The organism is Rhizobium sp. TH2, assembly GCF_024707525.1.
Taxonomy (GTDB): domain Bacteria; phylum Pseudomonadota; class Alphaproteobacteria; order Rhizobiales; family Rhizobiaceae; genus Rhizobium_E.
In genome coordinates this window covers 2,487,460-2,504,093 of sequence record NZ_CP062231.1, presented here as the reverse complement: position 1 = coordinate 2,504,093, position 16,634 = coordinate 2,487,460, and the positions used below count along the sequence as shown (strand labels likewise).

Genomic DNA, 16,634 nt, shown 5'->3' with positions numbered 1-16,634 from the left:
AGGGTAACCTGCGATTAAAGGAGAATAGCAATGCGCCATGGTATGGTCGGCCGCAAGCTCAACAGAACCGCAAGCCATCGCAAGGCGATGTTTGCAAATATGGCAGCCTCGCTCATCGAGCATGAGCAGATTGTCACCACCTTGCCGAAGGCAAAGGAAATCCGTCCGATCGTCGAAAAGCTCGTGACGCTCGGCAAGAAGGGTAGCCTTCACGCCCGCCGCCAGGCGATCTCGCAGATCGGCTCTGCCGAACTGGTCGCCAAGCTGTTTTCGGCAATCGCACCGCGCTATGTCAACCGCAATGGCGGCTACATCCGCATCATGAAGGCTGGCTTCCGCCACGGCGACAACGCCCCGCTCGCGGTCGTCGAATTCGTCGATCGCGACGTCTCGGCCAAGGGTGCCGCTGACCACGCGCGCGTCGAAGCCGAGAAGGCCGCCGAAGCGGCCTGATCCATCAGGATCGAATGAATCGAAGGAGCCGGGCGACGAGCCCGGCTTTTTTGCGTTGGGCGATAGGTTCAACCGCTTTTGGTTGGGCGGAGGCGTTGCCAAGCATCAAGCTGAGATAATTCCTCGTTCGTGAGCACCGTTTCGGAATGCGCCAGGTCACGCAAGGCTTTGATAGACGTGTAGTTGGAATCACTTCCAAGCAGTTCAATGTCCCTGGATTGCCGGCCAAGCTCACGTTGGACAATTACGTCCGATAGAATGGTGTCCTCAGAAAGAAGATCTTCAGGGAGGAAATCGAGTTTCGCGATCGTGATTTGGTCGGTTATTTCATACGCGCGTCGGCCTGCCCATGCTGCCTCCTGGGCGCTATGGGTAAGAACAAAGCGGATTGCATAGGCCAAGGATGAAACTGCATCTTCAACGAGGGCGACGCGAAGCCATTGATCCGAAGTTTCCGGGGCGAACATATCCATGACTTCTTCAAGCAGCGCATCCCAGCCAGTATTGTCGAGCTCGTCGGATAGGATTAGTTCCCAAAGTTGAGCCGTGATCTCGCGATATCTGCTCGGTGATGCCAGCCCCAAGGCACTTGCGCAATGTTCGTAGTTTATGGTTTGCCGCGTCGTCACTGCGGCAGCGAAGGCCGCCGCCTTCATGATCGGAAGGCCCGCAAGTGCTTGCGTCCGTGCCGTTTCGTCATAGCGATGGATCAACGTGAGGCCTGCTTGTGCTGTGACAACGGGTTTACCTCAAGTTAGAATAGATTGCTTTGAAAGTCACAAGGTCGTTCATGATCAAAACACAGCGCCTGCTCCTCCGCGAACACCGCATCGACGACTTTGCTGCCTATATCCCGCTCTGGACCCAGCGTCTGCCGGGTTCCGATGGCGGCTACCGGTTTCCGCCGCTCAGGGATGAGGACGTTTGGGCGCGGTTGCTGCGCTGGATCGGTCACCGGCATGTCTTCGGCTTTGGGCCTTTCCTGGCTTTCGACCTGGCATCTGGCAGGCTTTGCGGCGAGGTCGGCTTCGGTCACTTCCATCGTGGCAATGGCCCCACGTTCGACGGTGTGCCGGAGACGATGTGGACTTTGCATCCTGATTTTCACGGCAGGGGATTGGCGGGCGAGGCGGCAATGGCCGCGATCGAATGGTTTGACCGGCATTACCCATCGCCACGCACCGTCTGCATGATCGAGCCGGACAATACGGCGTCGCTCAAGCTGGCCGAGCGGTTCGGCTTTCGCGAGTTCGGACGCGGTAAATACAAAGGCAGCCTGAACATCTTCCTCGAGAGGATGCGCTAAATGAACCGGGCTCATACGCCGGGCGAGAGATCGGTAGTGTCGATATCGGCAGCTTGCCGTTTGAACCTCTCGTTGATCGCTCCATCACGCCTCAGCGATTCGTGGAGCTCGAATTCGAAAGCGAATGCCCGTCGCAGCACCGCCTTGGTGTCATTCGTCAGCGAGAGCGGCATTTCCGGCGAGACATTGGCGAGCTTCGCGTCGATCGGCTTGCCCGTGCGGTCAATGATCAACTGATAGAGATCCGAGAGATTCTCGTATGGATAGAGCCGGTCGACGCCGATTGCGTTCATGCCCGACAACGAGACCCAGGACGGGGTCTTGATACGCGCATGCACTGGTTGCTCGCCAACAGGCCTGCAGACATCACGCACGAACTGGTCGAAGGTCATGCCGCCGGTATAATTCACCGAGCGTGGATTATCAGGCTTCTTGAGCTCGTCGCGGGTACGATAGCGATACCAGCTGCCAAGCCAGTCGAGCGGTTCCCGCATCACTGAAATGACCTCATAATCCGATCGCTTCATGCGGGTATGCGCCTCGATCATCGGCGCCATATATGCCATGAAACCGCGATAGGACATGTGCTTGAGTTCGGGCGGCTTGCTGATCGAAATCGACGAGCGCGGCGTCAGAGCGTTTTCGAGGGCCGTCGTGCCGGTCTTGGGCTGGCTGAGGATCACCAGTCCCGCCCGATTGAGGAAGAGCATATGACATATTCCGTTGTGGGAAACGAAGGCGCCGCATTCGGCGCCCTCGCTTGGATCGATCAGTAAACCACCACGCCACGGACGCTCTCGCCCGAATGCATCAGCTCGAAACCCTTGTTGATGTCTTCGAGCGGCATGGTGTGGGTGATCATCGGGTCGATCTGGATCTTGCCGTCCATATACCAGTCGACGATCTTCGGCACGTCGGTGCGGCCGCGCGCACCGCCGAAAGCAGTGCCCATCCAGGTGCGGCCGGTGACCAGCTGGAAGGGACGGGTGGAGATTTCCTGGCCGGCGCCGGCGACGCCGATGACGACCGACTTGCCCCAGCCGCGATGCGACGCTTCGAGCGCCTGCCGCATGACCTTGGTATTGCCGGTGCAATCGAACGTATAGTCGGCGCCGCCGATCTGGTCGGCACCGCGTTTTGTCATGTTGACGAGATGGGGAACCATGTCGCCATCGACGTCCTTGGGATTGACAAAGTGAGTCATTCCAAAGCGTTCGCCCCAGGCCTTCTTGTCATTGTTGATGTCGACGCCGATGATCATGTCGGCGCCTGCGAGCTTGAGGCCCTGGATGACGTTGAGGCCAATGCCGCCAAGACCGAAGACGATCGCCGTGGCGCCCATCTCGACCTTGGCCGTGTTGATGACAGCGCCGATGCCCGTCGTCACACCGCAGCCGATGTAGCAGATCTTGTCGAAGGGGGCGTCCTCACGCACCTTGGCGACCGCGATCTCGGGTAGCACGGTAAAGTTGGCGAAGGTCGAGCAGCCCATATAATGGTGGATCTTGTCCTTGCCGATCGAGAAGCGGCTGGTGCCGTCGGGCATCAGGCCCTGGCCCTGCGTGGCGCGGATGGCGGTGCAGAGATTGGTCTTGCGGCTGAGGCAGGAGGGGCAGGAGCGGCATTCCGGCGTGTAGAGCGGGATGACATGGTCGCCCTTCTTGACGGATGTCACGCCCGGGCCGACATCGACCACGATGCCCGCGCCTTCATGGCCGAGAATGGCCGGGAACAGGCCCTCGGGATCCGCGCCAGAAAGCGTGAAATCGTCGGTGTGGCAGATGCCGGTCGCCTTGACCTCGATCAGCACTTCGCCGGCCCTCGGGCCCTCGAGCTGCACGGTCATGATTTCAAGTGGCTTGCCGGCCTGCGTGGCCACGGCTGCACGAACGTCCATGGTGGTTCTCCCTGAATTCGTTATCTCGAATCTTCAAATCACAATGATCCATGACCACGCAAGAGAGCAAATCAATTTGATATCCGGCTGCGCATGCCCGCCGGTCGTGACTATGATTGCGTCATCGCATCCAGCGCGCTGCGGAATTTCGATACCGCAGCGGAGACAAGCTCGGCATTGTCGCGTGCCTCCGAGCCATCCGGAAGGAGTTTGCCGTCTTCGAGACCGACGCGCGTTGAGAAACGCCGCTCGGCCGCGAGATCAACGAATGGCCAGACAGTGGTGTCAAATCCATGCAGGAGGGTGGGCCAGTGGATGCCGGCGCGCGTAAGGACGGCCTCGATCCCCTCGGCGATGGCCAAGCCGCTGTTCCAATCCTGCTCGTCTATTTCGATCAGGATGCGGAACGACCGTCCGGCATTCGGCAATGTCACGAAACGCTCGGCATCGGCCACCGTGGCGAGGCCCGCCTCGACGCCGACGCCGATCTCGTCCAGAAGCGTGATGATATCAGGGGCATCGGCTTCGGAAAGGTTCACGGATGCGTAGTCCGGCAACTGCGTCCACTCCCGGATCAGATCACGTGTCCGTTGGATATCGTTCTCGATCCAGGCGCCCGTGGAAACGCCGATCAGAGTGCCGGGGCAGGCGGCGCGGACAAGGGGAATCGTCTCGTTGATGGCGGCAAGCGTTTCGCGGCCGTTCGAGCGCGGATGGACATGGAGTTCCGCAGCACCGGCTGCAATGCAGACCTTGGCATCGGCCACCATTGTTACTGCCGTCAGCGGCAGGCGAGGATGGTATTCGGCCGGGCGAGGGCCATTGATACAGGCTTGGACGATCATCTGGTCATGCTCCCGAAGAGTTGGCATTCAAAACGATCGCATGGAGTGTCGTCCGAAAGCGTCAGCAAATCAACGGGCTGCCGCCAGATCCGCAAGATGTGATTCATCTTTCTGCGGGATCGGTTCAGGGAGTTCGTGCCGAATATTTGTTGTCTCTCGGGTGCGCCGCTGCGATGGATCGCCTATCATCCGGATCTCCCGCCGCAACGAATCGCTCCCATGCCCGCCCATCCACCGACCGAACAGAACGGCCTTTTCAAAGGCCTGGCGATCATGGCTTTCGCCATGATGATCCTGCCCTGCATGGATGGGATCGCCAAATATCTCTCGACCTTCCAGGCCATGTCGCCGGGGCAGGTAACGTTCTACCGCTTCTTCTTCCAGCTTGTGCTCACGGTGCCGCTGCTGCTTACCGTGGCGGGATCAGGCGCCTTCCGGGCCAAGCGGCCGTGGATGAACCTCATGCGCGGCGCGCTGCATGCTGCGGCGACCTTGCTCTTCTTCACCGCGATCAAATATATGCCGCTGGCGGATGTCTTCGCGATCTATTTCGTCGAGCCGTTCATGCTGACGGCCATGTCGGCGGCCTTTCTCGGCGAGAAGGTGGGCTGGCGACGCTGGGTGGCGATTCTCATCGGCTTCGGCGGCGCGATGATCATCATCCAGCCGAGCTTCGAGATATTCGGGGTTATGTCGCTGCTGCCTGTGCTCTGCGCCTTCCTCTTCGCGCTCTATCTCTTCATGAACCGGGCGATCGGCGAGGCCGATCCACCGCTGACCATGCAGACGATTTCTGGCCTGGGCGGCACGATCTTCATGGCTGTTGTGCTGCTGATCGGTGACGGGCTGGGGAATGCCGATTTTCAGATGGCTCTGCCGGATTCAGGCTTCAGTCTCATGCTGCTGATCGTGCTCGGCGCGCTGTCCGGCTACGGCCACCTTCTGGTGCTTCGGGCGTTCCGGCTGGCGCCGGTGTCGATCCTGGCGCCGTTCCAGTATTTCGAGATCATCTCGGCGACGATCTTGGGCTTCACGCTGTTCGGCGAGTTCCCGACGCCATCGAAATGGCTGGGTGTCGCCATCATCGTCGGCTCCGGCCTCTACATCATCTGGCGCGAGCGGCGGGTGCAGAAGGAAGCGGCCGGCGTGCCTTAGCTCATGCGCTCTTGGCAGGCGCCGGATCGAGCGGCAGTTCGACAGTGAAACAGGCACCGCCATCGTCGAGCGCACTGTACCAAGCGCGGCCACGGTGAAGCCGGGCGATTTCGGCGACCAGCGCCAGGCCCAGGCCCCAGCCGCCAGCGGATTCGCTGCGGCCCTCGGGCCGATAGAAGGGTTCGAACACGCGTGCCTCTTCCTCGGGCCTTATGCCATCGCCCTTGTCGCAGACGGCGATCGTCGCCAGCCCCTTGTTCGACGAGAGATGGATGGTGACCGGCGGCTTGCCGTGGCGGGCCGCGTTCTGCAGCAGATTGCGGATCATGCGGCGCAGCAACCGTTCGTTGCCCGGGATGGTGAGGGACCCGCCCTCGATCTCGGCATTGACGGTGGCGGCCTCTTCGGCTGCGAGCGGCAGCAGGTCCACCAACTGGCCGAGATCCATCTTCTGGTCACTGTCGATACGGCTCTTGAGAAGGATTTCATCAACCAGTTCATCGAGTTCGGCGAGATTGCAGACAATTTCCTTGCGTAGCTCATCGCTAGGCGAGGCCTCGAACATTTCCGTCGCCATGCGCAGGCGCGCAAGCGGCGAGCGAAGCTCGTGGCTGGCATTGGCGAGCAGGCTCTTCTGTGAATTGATCACGCCCTCGACCCGGTCGGCGGCGCGATTGAAGCTCTTCGCCACCTGGGCGATCTCGTCACGGCCGCAGACCTCGACACGGCTCGACAGCGCGCCGTCGCCCCAGTGCTCGACGCCCCGGCGCAATTGCTCCAGACGTCGCGTAAGATAGCGGACAGCGGGCAGTGACGCGACGCCGATGGCGAGCGCCACGATCAGGATCGCGGTGAGGAAATGCCACCGTGACTTGTCGAAGCCGCGGTCCATAAACACTCGCACATGGCTTCCGTCGGGCAGATCGGCTTCGAATTCCTTACGATGGCGGTTGCGCTCGTCGAGGAAAATGGTCGCGCCCTCGCGCGTGGCCATGGCGCCGGCGCCCTGGATGAAACGCTCGTCCTTGTCGAACAGGCCGACATCGGCGTCGAGGCCCTTGGCGAGCCTTTCCAGCATCTCCTGCCGCTCAGCCCTTGTCATGTCGGCGCTGAGCATGGCGCTGGCAAAACGGTCGAGCTTGCCGGAGAAGCCATGGTCCTCGTCGCCGAAATCGCCCATCATCGCATAGGTTCCAAGCGACAGAACGACGAGCAGCAGGCCGCAGAGAACCGTGAGATACATCTTGATATAGAGACGGCTGCGGATCATCGGTCGGATTCGTCCTGGTTGCGGGCGAAGATATAGCCCGATCCACGCAGCGTGATGATGCGGCGCGGATGCTTGGGGTCGGTCTCGATGGCCGCCCGGATGCGGGAGATATGCACATCGATCGAACGGTCGAAGGCCTCGAGTTCCTCGCCCTTGGTTAGTTCCATCAGCCGTTCACGCGACAGCACGCGGCCGGCATTCTCGGCCATGTTGACGAGCAGCGCGAACTGGTAGCCGGTCATGGGGCGTTCATTGCCGTCGAGCCGTACGCAACGCTGGCCACGGTCGATCTCCAGCCGACCGAAACGCAATATGTCCATCGGCGCGATCGACGACGAGCCTTGCGTACGCCGCAGGATGGCTTTCAGCCGCGCCGCCAGTTCGCGCGGACTGAAAGGTTTGGCCAGATAATCGTCCGCGCCGAGCTCCAATCCCACTATACGATCCGTTTCCTCACCCTTCGCAGTCAGCATGAGGATCGGGAGACCGGAGCCGGCGCGGATGCGGCGGCAGATTTCGAACCCGTCGTGATCGGGGAGCATCACGTCGAGGATCACAGCGTCAGGCGCCTTTCGAGCAATTTCCTGGAGGCCGGAATTGCCTGTGGCCGCGCTGCGGGTCGTAAAACCTGCCGATCGCAGATAGTCGGAAAGCATGGCGGCGAGACGTGTGTCATCGTCGATAATCAGCACTTCCGCCGCCATGCTTTCTCCCATCAACCTTTACCAGCGGCCGTGAGGGCCGAATTCCTTCATTTCCTCGACCAGCTTCATGCGCTGTTCGGGGGTAAGGATTTCTGCCGCATCGGCAACCGCTTTGGCAATGGTTTTCGACCGTTCTTCGAACTGAGCCATCTGTTTGGCGCGCAGAGCCTCGATCGCAGTCCGGTCGATGGTGGGAGCTTCAATAAGCTTGATGATTTCGTCTCGCATGGCCATCCGTGTCTCCCTGTCCGGGCGAACCTCGTCCACGGTCGACGTGACGAGCGCCTTGAGTTTCGATTTCTGGTCGTCCGATGCGCCGGCATCGGTCAGCATCTGGTCAAGCCGGTATTCCATGTAGCCGCGCATGAACTTGTGGCGTCCGCCCCAATCGTCGTTGTTGGCGAAGGCATATGCGCCGGCACCCGCGATCGTGACGACGGCCACGCCGCCGATGATCAGCTTGCGACCCCAGCCGGGCTTTTCAGGGGGGAGAATCTCGATTTCCGGCCCAATGTTGTTCTCGGTCATCAGACTGTCCTTTCCGTGGTTCGTCGTTTCCGATGACTGCAAGATAGCCGCTGTCTGTTTCCCTCGGTTGTCGCTGGTGTAAAGTAATGTAAAGCCCGAAAGCGCATTCCTCACGTCTCCGAAAGTGCGCACAGGCTTTTGATTTTCTTGAATTTAATCATCGTGGGGAGAATTGCCGGACGGGTTCTCTTTTTTGTTGGACCCGGACTGCAAATTCGTCTAGCACGAAGTCGGCGAGAGAAATCGGCCGGAAAGAGAAACAGCTCATGTAAGCAAGCCATCACGGGAATTTCCTGCATCAAACGCGGGTTTTCGTTGGCAAGGTACTTCAGGATCAAAAGGGGCTTGGCTATGTCGCAAGATAGCTCGGACGAAATCGAACACGCCCCTGAACCTGAAGAAAAGGTTGAGCTCTCCGATATCTATACGGAAGACGGTTCGGTCCGTGGTGACTTCCTCACCATGGTGGGCGCGGCTATTGCCGACCGCGACGTCATCTGGCTGCGCCGCAATGTCGGCAGCCTGCATATTTCCGAACTGGGCGACGTGCTCGAGGCGATCCTGCCCGACCAGCGTAACGCGCTGGTCCATTTGCTGGGCGACGACTTCGACTTTGCGGCACTGACCGAGGTCGACGAGGCAATCCGCCTCGAGATCGTTGAAAATATTCCGAACGAAGCGATCGCAGCGGGTATCACCGATCTCGATTCGGACGATGCCGTCTACATTCTCGAAGACCTCGACGACGAGGATCGGGAAGAGATTCTCGCTCAGCTGCCGTTCACCGAACGTGTACGGCTGCGCCGCTCGCTCGATTATCCCGAAAGCTCCGCCGGGCGCCGCATGCGCTCGGAATTCGTCGCGGTGCCGCCGTTCTGGACGATCGGCCAGTGCATCGACTACATGCGCGAAGAGCAGGACCTGCCCGACAGCTTTACCGAAATCTTCGTCATCGACCCGACCTTCAAGCTGATGGGCGTCGTCGACCTCGACAGCATCCTGCGCACCAAGCGCGCGGTGAAGGTCGAGGACATCATGCGCGAGACCAATCATCCGATTCCCGCCGAGATGGACCAGGAAGAGGCAGCACAGCTTTTCGAGCAATATGACCTTCTGTCCGCAGCGGTGGTGGACGAGAACGACCGTCTCGTCGGCGTGCTGACGATCGACGATGTCGTCGACGTCATCCATGAGGAGGCGGACGAGGATATCAAGCGCCTTGCCGGCGTCGGCGACGAGGAACTGTCGGACAATGTGGTCTCGACGGTGCGGTCGCGTTTCCTGTGGCTGTTCATCAATTTCGGGACGGCGTTCCTGTCATCGACGGTGATCGGGCTCTTCGATGCGACGATCGAGGAAATGGTGGCGCTGGCCGTGCTGATGCCGATCGTCGCCTCGATGGGCGGCAATGCCGGCACACAGACCATGACCGTGACTGTGCGCGCGCTCGCGACGCGTGATCTCGATATCTACAATTCTGGCCGCATCATCAGACGCGAACTCGGCGTCGGCGCCACCAACGGGCTGATTTTCGCCTGCCTGGTCGGAACGGTCGCGTCATTCATGTATCACGACTACCACCTCGGGCTGGTGATCGGGATCGCGCTCTTCGTCAATTTCATGATGGCGGCGCTTGCCGGCAACCTGGTTCCGCTGCTTCTCAATCGGTTCGGAGCGGATCCCGCCGTGGCGTCCTCAGTATTCGTCACGATGATGACCGACATGACCGGCTTCTTCGGATTTCTCGGCCTGGCGACACTGTGGTTCGCCCTGCGGTAACGGCAGAAAATTGACTTTTACGTAAGAACCTGTAGCTTGCGGATCCTGCCTGCATTTCGAACGGAGTCCTCCGTGACCAAGCTCTACAGCATTACCGAAATGACGCGCGAGTTCGATATTTCGACGCGTACGCTCCGGTTCTACGAGGACGAAGGGCTGATCCATCCGGAACGCCGGGGGCGCACGCGGCTCTACCGCACCGCCGACCGGCATCTGATCGCGCAGGTCCTGCGCGGGCGGCGGATCGGCTTCACGATCGCTGAGATCAGGGAGATCATCCAGGTCTACAATGAACCACCCGGCGAAGCCGGTCAGTTGAAGCTCTTGATCAGGAAGGTCGAGGAAAAGCGCGACGGGCTCAGGCAGCGACGCAAGGATATCGACGAGACGATCGGCGAACTCGACAATATCGAGGAATCCTGCCTCAATCGGCTGGCTGAAATCGGCGTCAGTACCTGATCAGATCCAGGCGCGGGTGCGGCGGCGATATTTTTCGAATTCGAAACCGAAGCGCGCCAGCAGGTGTTTCTCCTCGCGGCGGATGATCCAGGCATGCGTAATGCCGGCGGTGACGATGGCAGCCGCGATGAGCCAGGCATTGCCGGTGACCATGCCCGCGCCGAGCGTCGCCAGCGTATAGGCGAGATAGACAGGATTGCGCGTGAAACGGTAAGGGCCCGACGTCACCAGCCGTGTGGCGGCGCTTGAGGACAGCATTGCCGTGCCGCATTTATAGAGCTTGCGGAAGCCCGAAAAGCCGAGCCAGACCGACACGGCGAGGAATACGCTGCCAATGGCGAGGAACGTCAGATACCAGCCGTCGAGCAGCTCAAGAGGGAATAGGCGATCAAGGCCGACCGCGATCAGTATCGCGGCGATATAGACGAACGGGGTCCACGGAAAACTGAGCGGCCTCACGCGATATGCATTCATAAGTCTTATTCCAACCTGAACGTCGCCGCTCATTCCGAGCGTGCGGTGCATTCGATTCTCAACGTGTCGATGCGCTCACTATCAGCGGGCGAAATTGCGCCAGACTGGAAGGCGGTGAACAGGTTCTGCTTTTGCAGTTCATCCAGCGCACAGCCACAGAAACGCGTGCAGAACTGCGCATCGAGCGTCGCCCTGCAATCGGCCTCACATTTTCCCACAAATCCTGCCGCCGGATCGGGCGGGTAGATCAGCGAGAAACCGAAGAGCATCGAAATCAGGATTGGCTGGTGCACGAGATAAAAGACGAGACTGTGGCGGCCCAGGAAGCTGAATGCGGTTCGGAGCCGGTTTTCATCGCTGTCCCCAGAAGCATATTGTCGCAGCAGGCTCTGGACGCGGTCGAGGCGGGAAGCGGCCATGCCCAGCAGGAACGGGCAGATCCAGGGCAGGAGCGGCACGTAGTCGAAGCTCGTCCGTGTCTTCGTCGAAAGCCCGAGCCACCAGAACCAGGGATCGTTGAAGGCGTCCGATTTGAGATAGAGCGGCGCGACAAAGGCGAGAGCCGCGGCCAACACCGCGAAGATTGGATTCACGCGCAGAAAAATCAGGCCGACAAGGCTGAACAGGGCGATCGCATGCAGGATGCCGAAGAAGATCAAACCCTGAGGAATGGCGAAATAGCTCGCCACGGTGACGAGCACTGCAGCGGCGATGATCTTGCCGAATCGTATCCAGAAGACATTCCAGCGAATGCCGTTGCGATGAGCGAGGACGAGCGAGAAGCCGGCAAGAAACAGGAAGGTCGAGGCGATCACGCGGGCATAGATCCTCGGCCATCCCACGGAGGGATAGCCGGGTTCGAGATAGCCGAAATCGCTGAGATCCCAGAGGAAATGATAGCTCGCCATGGCGATCAAAGCTGCGCCACGCAGGATATCCAGCCATGCGATTCGTTTGCCGGTCGGGGCCTTCTCGGGGGATGCGGTTTCCGTCATCGGGGGCTCCGCAGCGAATGCGGCATCACAATTCCATGTCCTTGAGGATCGCCCGGCGCGCTTCCGAGAAGAACTGGCGGCGGATGAGAACGAAGAAAACGAACACGGTCATTGCCATAAAGACATAGGCGTTCACAAACCAGCCGAGATAGCCGATCGACAGGAAAATCGCCCTGAGGCCGGCGTTGAAATGCTTGGCGGCGATTATGTTGAGCGCAATGACGCGCTCGGCTGCCTTTGCCGCGCGTTCGGGCTCCTTCATGGTCTCCGCATGCATCGGCAAGCCGCCGAACAGGATGGAGCAGTAGTTGAACAGACGGTAGGACCAGCCGAACTTGAAGAACGCATAGGCGAAGATGATCGCGAGACCGCCGACCTTCAGCTCGAACCCCTGGCGTCCACCCTGCAGCATGATCGGCAGATCCCGGAACAGGGCCTCGACCTGATCCGTGGCGCCGAGAAGCGCGAAGCAGCCGCCGAGTGCGAAGAGTGATGCCGAGGCGAAGAAGCCTGTGCCGTTCTGCAATCCCGCCATGATCTGGGTATCGATCATCTTCAGGTCGCGGCCGAGCGAATTCTGGATCCAGCGGGCACGGTGGATCGCCATGGCGCGCGTGATGCTCATGTGGGATGATTGCCGCTCGACGCTGGTCAGCCAGTTGAAGCCGCCCCAGGTGGCGATAAAGAAGACCAAAGCGAAATAGTCGAGATGCGTCATGGCTCTACTGATAAGGGGATTCGTGCCTATATTGATAGCAGCATCCTGATATGTCGCGAGCGTAGCAGCGTGTGGCGGAAAGTCCATCGCGCGCAAGCTCGCGAATTGCCATAAGATGGTCTGTGGAATTAACCCGAGGCGGCAAGGCGGTCATTCATGTTTCTATCCGTGTTCGATGTGTTCAAGATCGGCATCGGTCCGTCGAGTTCCCACACGATGGGACCGATGACGGCGGCGAACGCCTTTCTAGCACTGATCCTGTCGCCGGACTGGCCGCGTCCCTCAGGGGCGAAGGTGGCCGCGATCAAGGCAAGCCTGCACGGATCGCTCGCCTATACAGGCATTGGGCATGGTTCGGACCGGGCGGTGATTCTCGGACTGACCGGCCAGAATGCCGAAAGCGTCGATCCGGATCAGATGGACACACTTGTCGCGGAAGTCGAGCGCACGGGCAAGATCAACCCGCCGGGACATCCGGCCTACGATTTCCGGCCGAAGGATGATCTGGTCCTCGACAAGAAGAACCCGCTGCCGGGCCACGCCAACGGCATGACGTTTTCGGCCTTCGACGGGGCAGGGCGGCTTTTGCTCAAGCAGGTCTACTACTCGATCGGCGGCGGCTTCGTGGTCACCGATGTCGAGCTGGAAAAAGCACGCAGCGCCAAGAAGCCTGACAGCGTCAAGGTGCCATACCCCTTCGCGTCGGCAAAGCAGATGCTTGAGATGGCAAACCGCTCCGGTCTGTCGATTGCCCAGATGAAGCGCGCCAACGAGGAAGTCTCGATGAGCCGTGACGATCTCGACGCGAAGCTCGACAAGATCTGGGACGCGATGACCAATTGTATCGATCGCGGTCTGGCGGTCGATGGCATCATGCCGGGCGGGCTCAAGGTGCGCCGACGTGCGCGCCAGATCCATGACAAGCTGCAGGAGGAATGGCGCTCCAACAAGATCAACCCTTTGCTCGCCAACGATTGGCTCTCGGTTTATGCCATGGCGGTCAACGAGGAGAATGCCGGCGGTGGCCGGATCGTCACGGCACCGACCAATGGTGCGGCCGGCGTCATTCCCGCCACGATCCGCTACTACCAGCATTTCCATGAGGATTGGGATCAGGATGGCATCCGCGACTACCTGCTGACGGCCGCTGCGATCGGCGGCATCATCAAGCACAATGCCTCGATCTCCGGCGCCGAGGTCGGCTGTCAGGGGGAGGTGGGTTCGGCTGCCGCGATGGCGGCCGCCGGTCTCGCCGCCGTCATGGGTGCCACGCCCGAGCAGATCGAGAACGCCGCCGAGATCGCGCTCGAACACCATCTCGGCATGACCTGCGATCCGATTGCCGGGCTGGTACAGGTGCCGTGTATCGAGCGCAACGCACTTGGTGCGGTCAAGGCGGTCACTGCCGCGTCACTGGCACTGAAGGGCGATGGCCAGCATTTCGTGCCGCTCGACGCCTGCATCGAGACGATGCGCCAGACCGGCAACGACATGAACGAGAAATACAAGGAAACCTCGACCGGCGGCCTCGCCGTCAACGTGGTAGAGTGTTGATATCCGTGGCGTCCGTGTTGACGATTGCGGCGACTTGGCGGAGAAGAGGGCATGGCACTTCATCTCATCAAGCTCTGCGTCGGCTGTGAGTCGATCGATGATCTCAGGGAGTGGGTGACGGAGCGGTCGCTCATCGCCATCGCCTCCGGTCATCAGCCGCACTCCTCGCACACGACGCGCATGACACCCAAGCGGGTGGCCGATCTTCTCGACGGCGGATCGCTCTATTGGGTGATCAAGGGCCAGCTTTGCGCGCGCCAGCCGCTGCTCGATCTCGTAGAGTTTACAGATGTCGACGGCATCGGCCGGTGCAAGCTTGTCCTCGGACCTCAGGTCATCGAGACCATGCCGCAGCCGAAGCGGCCGTTCCAGGGCTGGCGGTATCTTGAGACGAAGGATGCGCCGCGCGATCTCTTCGAGGCGGGACAATCCGAGAAGGACATGCCGGCCGAGCTGAAGCGCGAGCTTGCCGAACTCGGCCTGCTCTGATCAGCGAAGCCTGAGCCGGATCGGGTGAGCGCCGTTCGGCGTCTTTACGTGCAGGTGGAGGCTGACTTCCGGCTGGCCGGCACGCCAGGCGCGTGCCCCATGGCCGAGCAGCATGGCAACGAGATCGCGGGTCTTGGAATGGGAGCGGTTGAGCCCCATGCCCGCCAGCTTCATCGCCGCCTCGTGCAGCGGATGAAGCCCGATCGACTTGCCGGCTTTGCCTGAAGTCTTGGACTTGAACTCGGATACGTTGCCGTTCTGTGCCATGGGTTGCCTCGTACGCAATACAAATCGAGGTTTTGAGCCAGGAGGCGAGCCTCCCGTATTCCTAACGCGACGGGATCACCGTCATGGAAAGCCGCGGGATACCCTCCTGCGGCTCTCCGAATTCGTTTTACTGCAGGCTTGCCCAGCAGCTGACGCCCTTGCGCTTCAGCACCTTGCAGGCGCGGACCGCTTCATCCTGATCGGAGAAGCCACCGAAGCGAGCGCGGAAGAGCTGTTCTTCGCCCTTGACGAAGGCGACGGTAAAGGGAGTGGCGGAACGCAATACCTTGCCGCCCTTGTCCTGCGCTTTTTGCAGGAGATTCATGGCCTGGTCCTTTTCAGGTGCCGCGCCGACCTGGATCACCCAGCCCGAGATATCGGATTTGGTGGAGGCGGTGGTCACCTGATCGACCTTCTGCTCTTCGCGGACCGGCGCCTCGGCTTCGGCGACATCTTCGCCAACAGGCTCTTCCGGGAGAACGACCTTCGCAGCACGATTGGACTTGGTGATCTTGACCGTCTTGGTGCGGATCACCGGCACGAGAGTGTCGTCAGCCGAGGCAACTTCCTCTTCGGCCTGCTCGTAACGGGTGGCCGGCACCGGACCGTTGTGCGGAAGATCAAGCGCACGGGTCGCGACTTCGACTTCGGTGTCCTGCTCGGGTTCGGCATAGGCGGTTTCGACGACTGCGGGCTGCTCGGCCTTGGCGATGAAGTCGTTCATCTTGCCCTTGCGCGATGCCTTTGGCAGATAGGTCTCAACCAGCTTGCGCATCTTGGCATCGCGTGAGCGGCCAGACTTGCCGCCGAGCACGACACCGACGATGGAGCGGCCATCAGCCTGGGCAGATGTCACCAGGTTGAAGCCTGCAGCGCGGGTGTAGCCGGTCTTGATGCCATCGACGCCACGGACGTTGCCGAGCAGGCGGTTGTGGTTGCCGATAACCTGCTTGCCGTATCTGAAGGAGCGCGTGGCGAAATAGCCGTAATATTCGGGGAAGTGCTTGCGCAGCGCGATGCCAAGGCGGGCCTGGTCGCGGGCGGTGGTCACCTGGCGCGCATCCGGAAGGCCGTTGGCATTGTGGTAGACGGTGCGGGTCATGCCGAGTTGGCGGGCCTTGGAGGTCATCAGCTTGCCGAAGCGCGGCTCGGTGCCGCCGAGGAATTCGGCGAAAGCCGTGGCGCAGTCATTGGCGGAGCGGGTCACGAGAGCGAGAATGCCCTGTTCGACGGTAAAGGTGCTGCCTTTGCGGACGCCAAGCTTGGACGGCTGCTGGGCGGCGGCATGGGCCGAGACCGGTACACGGGTATTGAGCGAGATGCGGCCCGATTCGAGAGCATCGAACACCATATAGAGCGTCATCATCTTGGTCAGCGAGGCGGGATAACGCAGGCCGTCCGGATCTTCCGAAGCCAAGATCTTGCCGGTGCGCACATCGATGACGATGCTGGCGGGGCGGGGTCCGGCGAAGGCTTCGGCAGTAAAAACAAAGCCGATCAACACGGCCAATGCAAGCGACCAAAAAGCCCTGATAAGCGGATGGTGCATGCCTTCGATCGAAGGCGATACGAACTTGAACTGTGACACAATGCTACTCTTTGTTTTTGTTTCAGTCTGCCGTCGGGAGGTCCGGCGTGATTGGAAAAAATCTACCGAGTTAGCGTTACCAATCAGTTTATGATGAATGATAAGTTGAGACATTTCTGTGCCATTGAAGGAAAAAATGCGTTTAGCGTTAAT

The 16,634-nt window shown here is 60.4% G+C and carries 19 protein-coding genes; 7 read left to right on the top strand and 12 right to left on the bottom strand.

All coding sequences use genetic code 11. From position 1 onward, the window contains the following. Positions 1–30 precede the first annotated feature (30 nt). Positions 31–453, top strand: a complete 423-nt coding sequence (gene rplQ, locus IHQ71_RS12535; protein WP_258162276.1) for a 50S ribosomal protein L17 — start codon at positions 31–33, stop codon at positions 451–453. 68 nt (positions 454–521) lie between these two features. Here the strand turns inward: rplQ and IHQ71_RS12530 are convergent, their stop codons facing one another. Next, positions 522–1,166, bottom strand: coding sequence for a DUF416 family protein (locus IHQ71_RS12530; protein ID WP_258162275.1), 645 nt, complete (start codon positions 1,164–1,166; stop codon positions 522–524). 77 nt (positions 1,167–1,243) lie between these two features. Here IHQ71_RS12530 and IHQ71_RS12525 point away from each other — a divergent pair, with 77 nt between their 5' ends. Then, positions 1,244–1,759: a GNAT family N-acetyltransferase gene (locus IHQ71_RS12525; RefSeq protein WP_258162274.1), complete on the top strand. Its 516-nt coding sequence runs from the start codon at positions 1,244–1,246 to the stop codon at positions 1,757–1,759. An 11-nt stretch (positions 1,760–1,770) separates the two neighbouring features. Here the strand turns inward: IHQ71_RS12525 and IHQ71_RS12520 are convergent, their stop codons facing one another. The 3 genes from IHQ71_RS12520 to IHQ71_RS12510 all read right to left on the bottom strand — a co-directional run bounded on the left by IHQ71_RS12520 (position 1,771) and on the right by IHQ71_RS12510 (position 4,501). Next, positions 1,771–2,469, bottom strand: coding sequence for a hypothetical protein (locus IHQ71_RS12520; RefSeq protein ID WP_258162273.1), 699 nt, complete (start codon positions 2,467–2,469; stop codon positions 1,771–1,773). 59 nt (positions 2,470–2,528) lie between these two features. Beyond that, the gene (locus tag IHQ71_RS12515) at positions 2,529–3,656 is read right to left on the bottom strand and encodes an S-(hydroxymethyl)glutathione dehydrogenase/class III alcohol dehydrogenase (protein ID WP_258162272.1); all 1,128 of its coding nucleotides are present in this window, start codon (positions 3,654–3,656) and stop codon (positions 2,529–2,531) included. Between the two features lie 110 nt (positions 3,657–3,766). Then, positions 3,767–4,501 (bottom strand): 3-keto-5-aminohexanoate cleavage protein, encoded by a 735-nt coding sequence (locus IHQ71_RS12510; protein ID WP_258162271.1) that lies wholly within the window; start codon positions 4,499–4,501, stop codon positions 3,767–3,769. A gap of 219 nt (positions 4,502–4,720) precedes the next feature. Here IHQ71_RS12510 and IHQ71_RS12505 point away from each other — a divergent pair, with 219 nt between their 5' ends. Next, the gene (locus tag IHQ71_RS12505) at positions 4,721–5,656 is read left to right on the top strand and encodes a DMT family transporter (protein WP_258162270.1); all 936 of its coding nucleotides are present in this window, start codon (positions 4,721–4,723) and stop codon (positions 5,654–5,656) included. A 1-nt stretch (position 5,657) separates the two neighbouring features. On the opposite strand, the gene IHQ71_RS12500 is transcribed toward IHQ71_RS12505, so the two are convergent. Genes IHQ71_RS12500 through IHQ71_RS12490 form a run of 3 tightly spaced genes read right to left on the bottom strand, consistent with a single transcriptional unit; the run spans position 5,658 to position 8,158 of the window. After that, the gene (locus IHQ71_RS12500) at positions 5,658–6,926 is read right to left on the bottom strand and encodes a HAMP domain-containing sensor histidine kinase (protein ID WP_258162269.1); all 1,269 of its coding nucleotides are present in this window, start codon (positions 6,924–6,926) and stop codon (positions 5,658–5,660) included. Then, positions 6,923–7,630, bottom strand: coding sequence for a response regulator (locus IHQ71_RS12495; protein WP_258162268.1), 708 nt, complete (start codon positions 7,628–7,630; stop codon positions 6,923–6,925). The genes IHQ71_RS12500 and IHQ71_RS12495 overlap by 4 nt, the downstream gene beginning before the upstream one ends. Positions 7,631–7,648: 18 nt before the next feature. Further along, a complete protein-coding gene (locus IHQ71_RS12490; RefSeq protein ID WP_258162267.1) occupies positions 7,649–8,158 on the bottom strand; it encodes a Spy/CpxP family protein refolding chaperone in 510 nt (169 codons plus the stop codon). 351 nt (positions 8,159–8,509) lie between these two features. Here IHQ71_RS12490 and mgtE point away from each other — a divergent pair, with 351 nt between their 5' ends. Both mgtE and IHQ71_RS12480 read left to right on the top strand, forming a co-directional pair. Beyond that, positions 8,510–9,937 (top strand): magnesium transporter, encoded by a 1,428-nt coding sequence (gene mgtE, locus IHQ71_RS12485; protein ID WP_258162266.1) that lies wholly within the window; start codon positions 8,510–8,512, stop codon positions 9,935–9,937. 72 nt (positions 9,938–10,009) lie between these two features. After that, a complete protein-coding gene (locus tag IHQ71_RS12480) occupies positions 10,010–10,396 on the top strand; it encodes a MerR family DNA-binding transcriptional regulator (protein ID WP_258162265.1) in 387 nt (128 codons plus the stop codon). Here IHQ71_RS12480 and IHQ71_RS12475 read toward each other — a convergent pair whose 3' ends face one another. From IHQ71_RS12475 to IHQ71_RS12465, 3 genes are read right to left on the bottom strand one after another with little or no spacing between them, the layout of a single operon-like run. Further along, on the bottom strand, positions 10,397–10,870 hold the full coding sequence (locus IHQ71_RS12475; RefSeq protein ID WP_258162264.1) for an isoprenylcysteine carboxylmethyltransferase family protein: 474 nt from the start codon (positions 10,868–10,870) through the stop codon (positions 10,397–10,399). A 29-nt stretch (positions 10,871–10,899) separates the two neighbouring features. Further along, entirely contained in the window at positions 10,900–11,865 is a 966-nt protein-coding gene (locus IHQ71_RS12470) for a heparan-alpha-glucosaminide N-acetyltransferase (protein WP_258162263.1), read from the bottom strand. 25 nt (positions 11,866–11,890) lie between these two features. Beyond that, a complete protein-coding gene (locus IHQ71_RS12465) occupies positions 11,891–12,583 on the bottom strand; it encodes a DUF599 domain-containing protein (RefSeq protein WP_258162262.1) in 693 nt (230 codons plus the stop codon). A gap of 156 nt (positions 12,584–12,739) precedes the next feature. Between IHQ71_RS12465 and IHQ71_RS12460 the strand changes: the two genes are divergently transcribed. Together IHQ71_RS12460 and IHQ71_RS12455 are read left to right on the top strand one after the other, a co-directional pair. Then, positions 12,740–14,137, top strand: a complete 1,398-nt coding sequence (locus tag IHQ71_RS12460) for an L-serine ammonia-lyase (RefSeq protein ID WP_258162261.1) — start codon at positions 12,740–12,742, stop codon at positions 14,135–14,137. A gap of 51 nt (positions 14,138–14,188) precedes the next feature. Continuing rightward, positions 14,189–14,626 carry a DUF1489 family protein gene (locus IHQ71_RS12455; protein ID WP_258162260.1) on the top strand — a complete coding sequence of 146 codons (438 nt, stop codon included), beginning with the start codon at positions 14,189–14,191 and terminating at the stop codon, positions 14,624–14,626. Here the strand turns inward: IHQ71_RS12455 and IHQ71_RS12450 are convergent, their stop codons facing one another. Both IHQ71_RS12450 and IHQ71_RS12445 read right to left on the bottom strand, forming a co-directional pair. Next, entirely contained in the window at positions 14,627–14,893 is a 267-nt protein-coding gene (locus IHQ71_RS12450; protein WP_258162259.1) for a hypothetical protein, read from the bottom strand. It lies immediately after the preceding gene. A gap of 127 nt (positions 14,894–15,020) precedes the next feature. Continuing rightward, a complete protein-coding gene (locus tag IHQ71_RS12445; RefSeq protein ID WP_258162825.1) occupies positions 15,021–16,442 on the bottom strand; it encodes a D-alanyl-D-alanine carboxypeptidase family protein in 1,422 nt (473 codons plus the stop codon). Positions 16,443–16,634 lie beyond the last annotated feature (192 nt).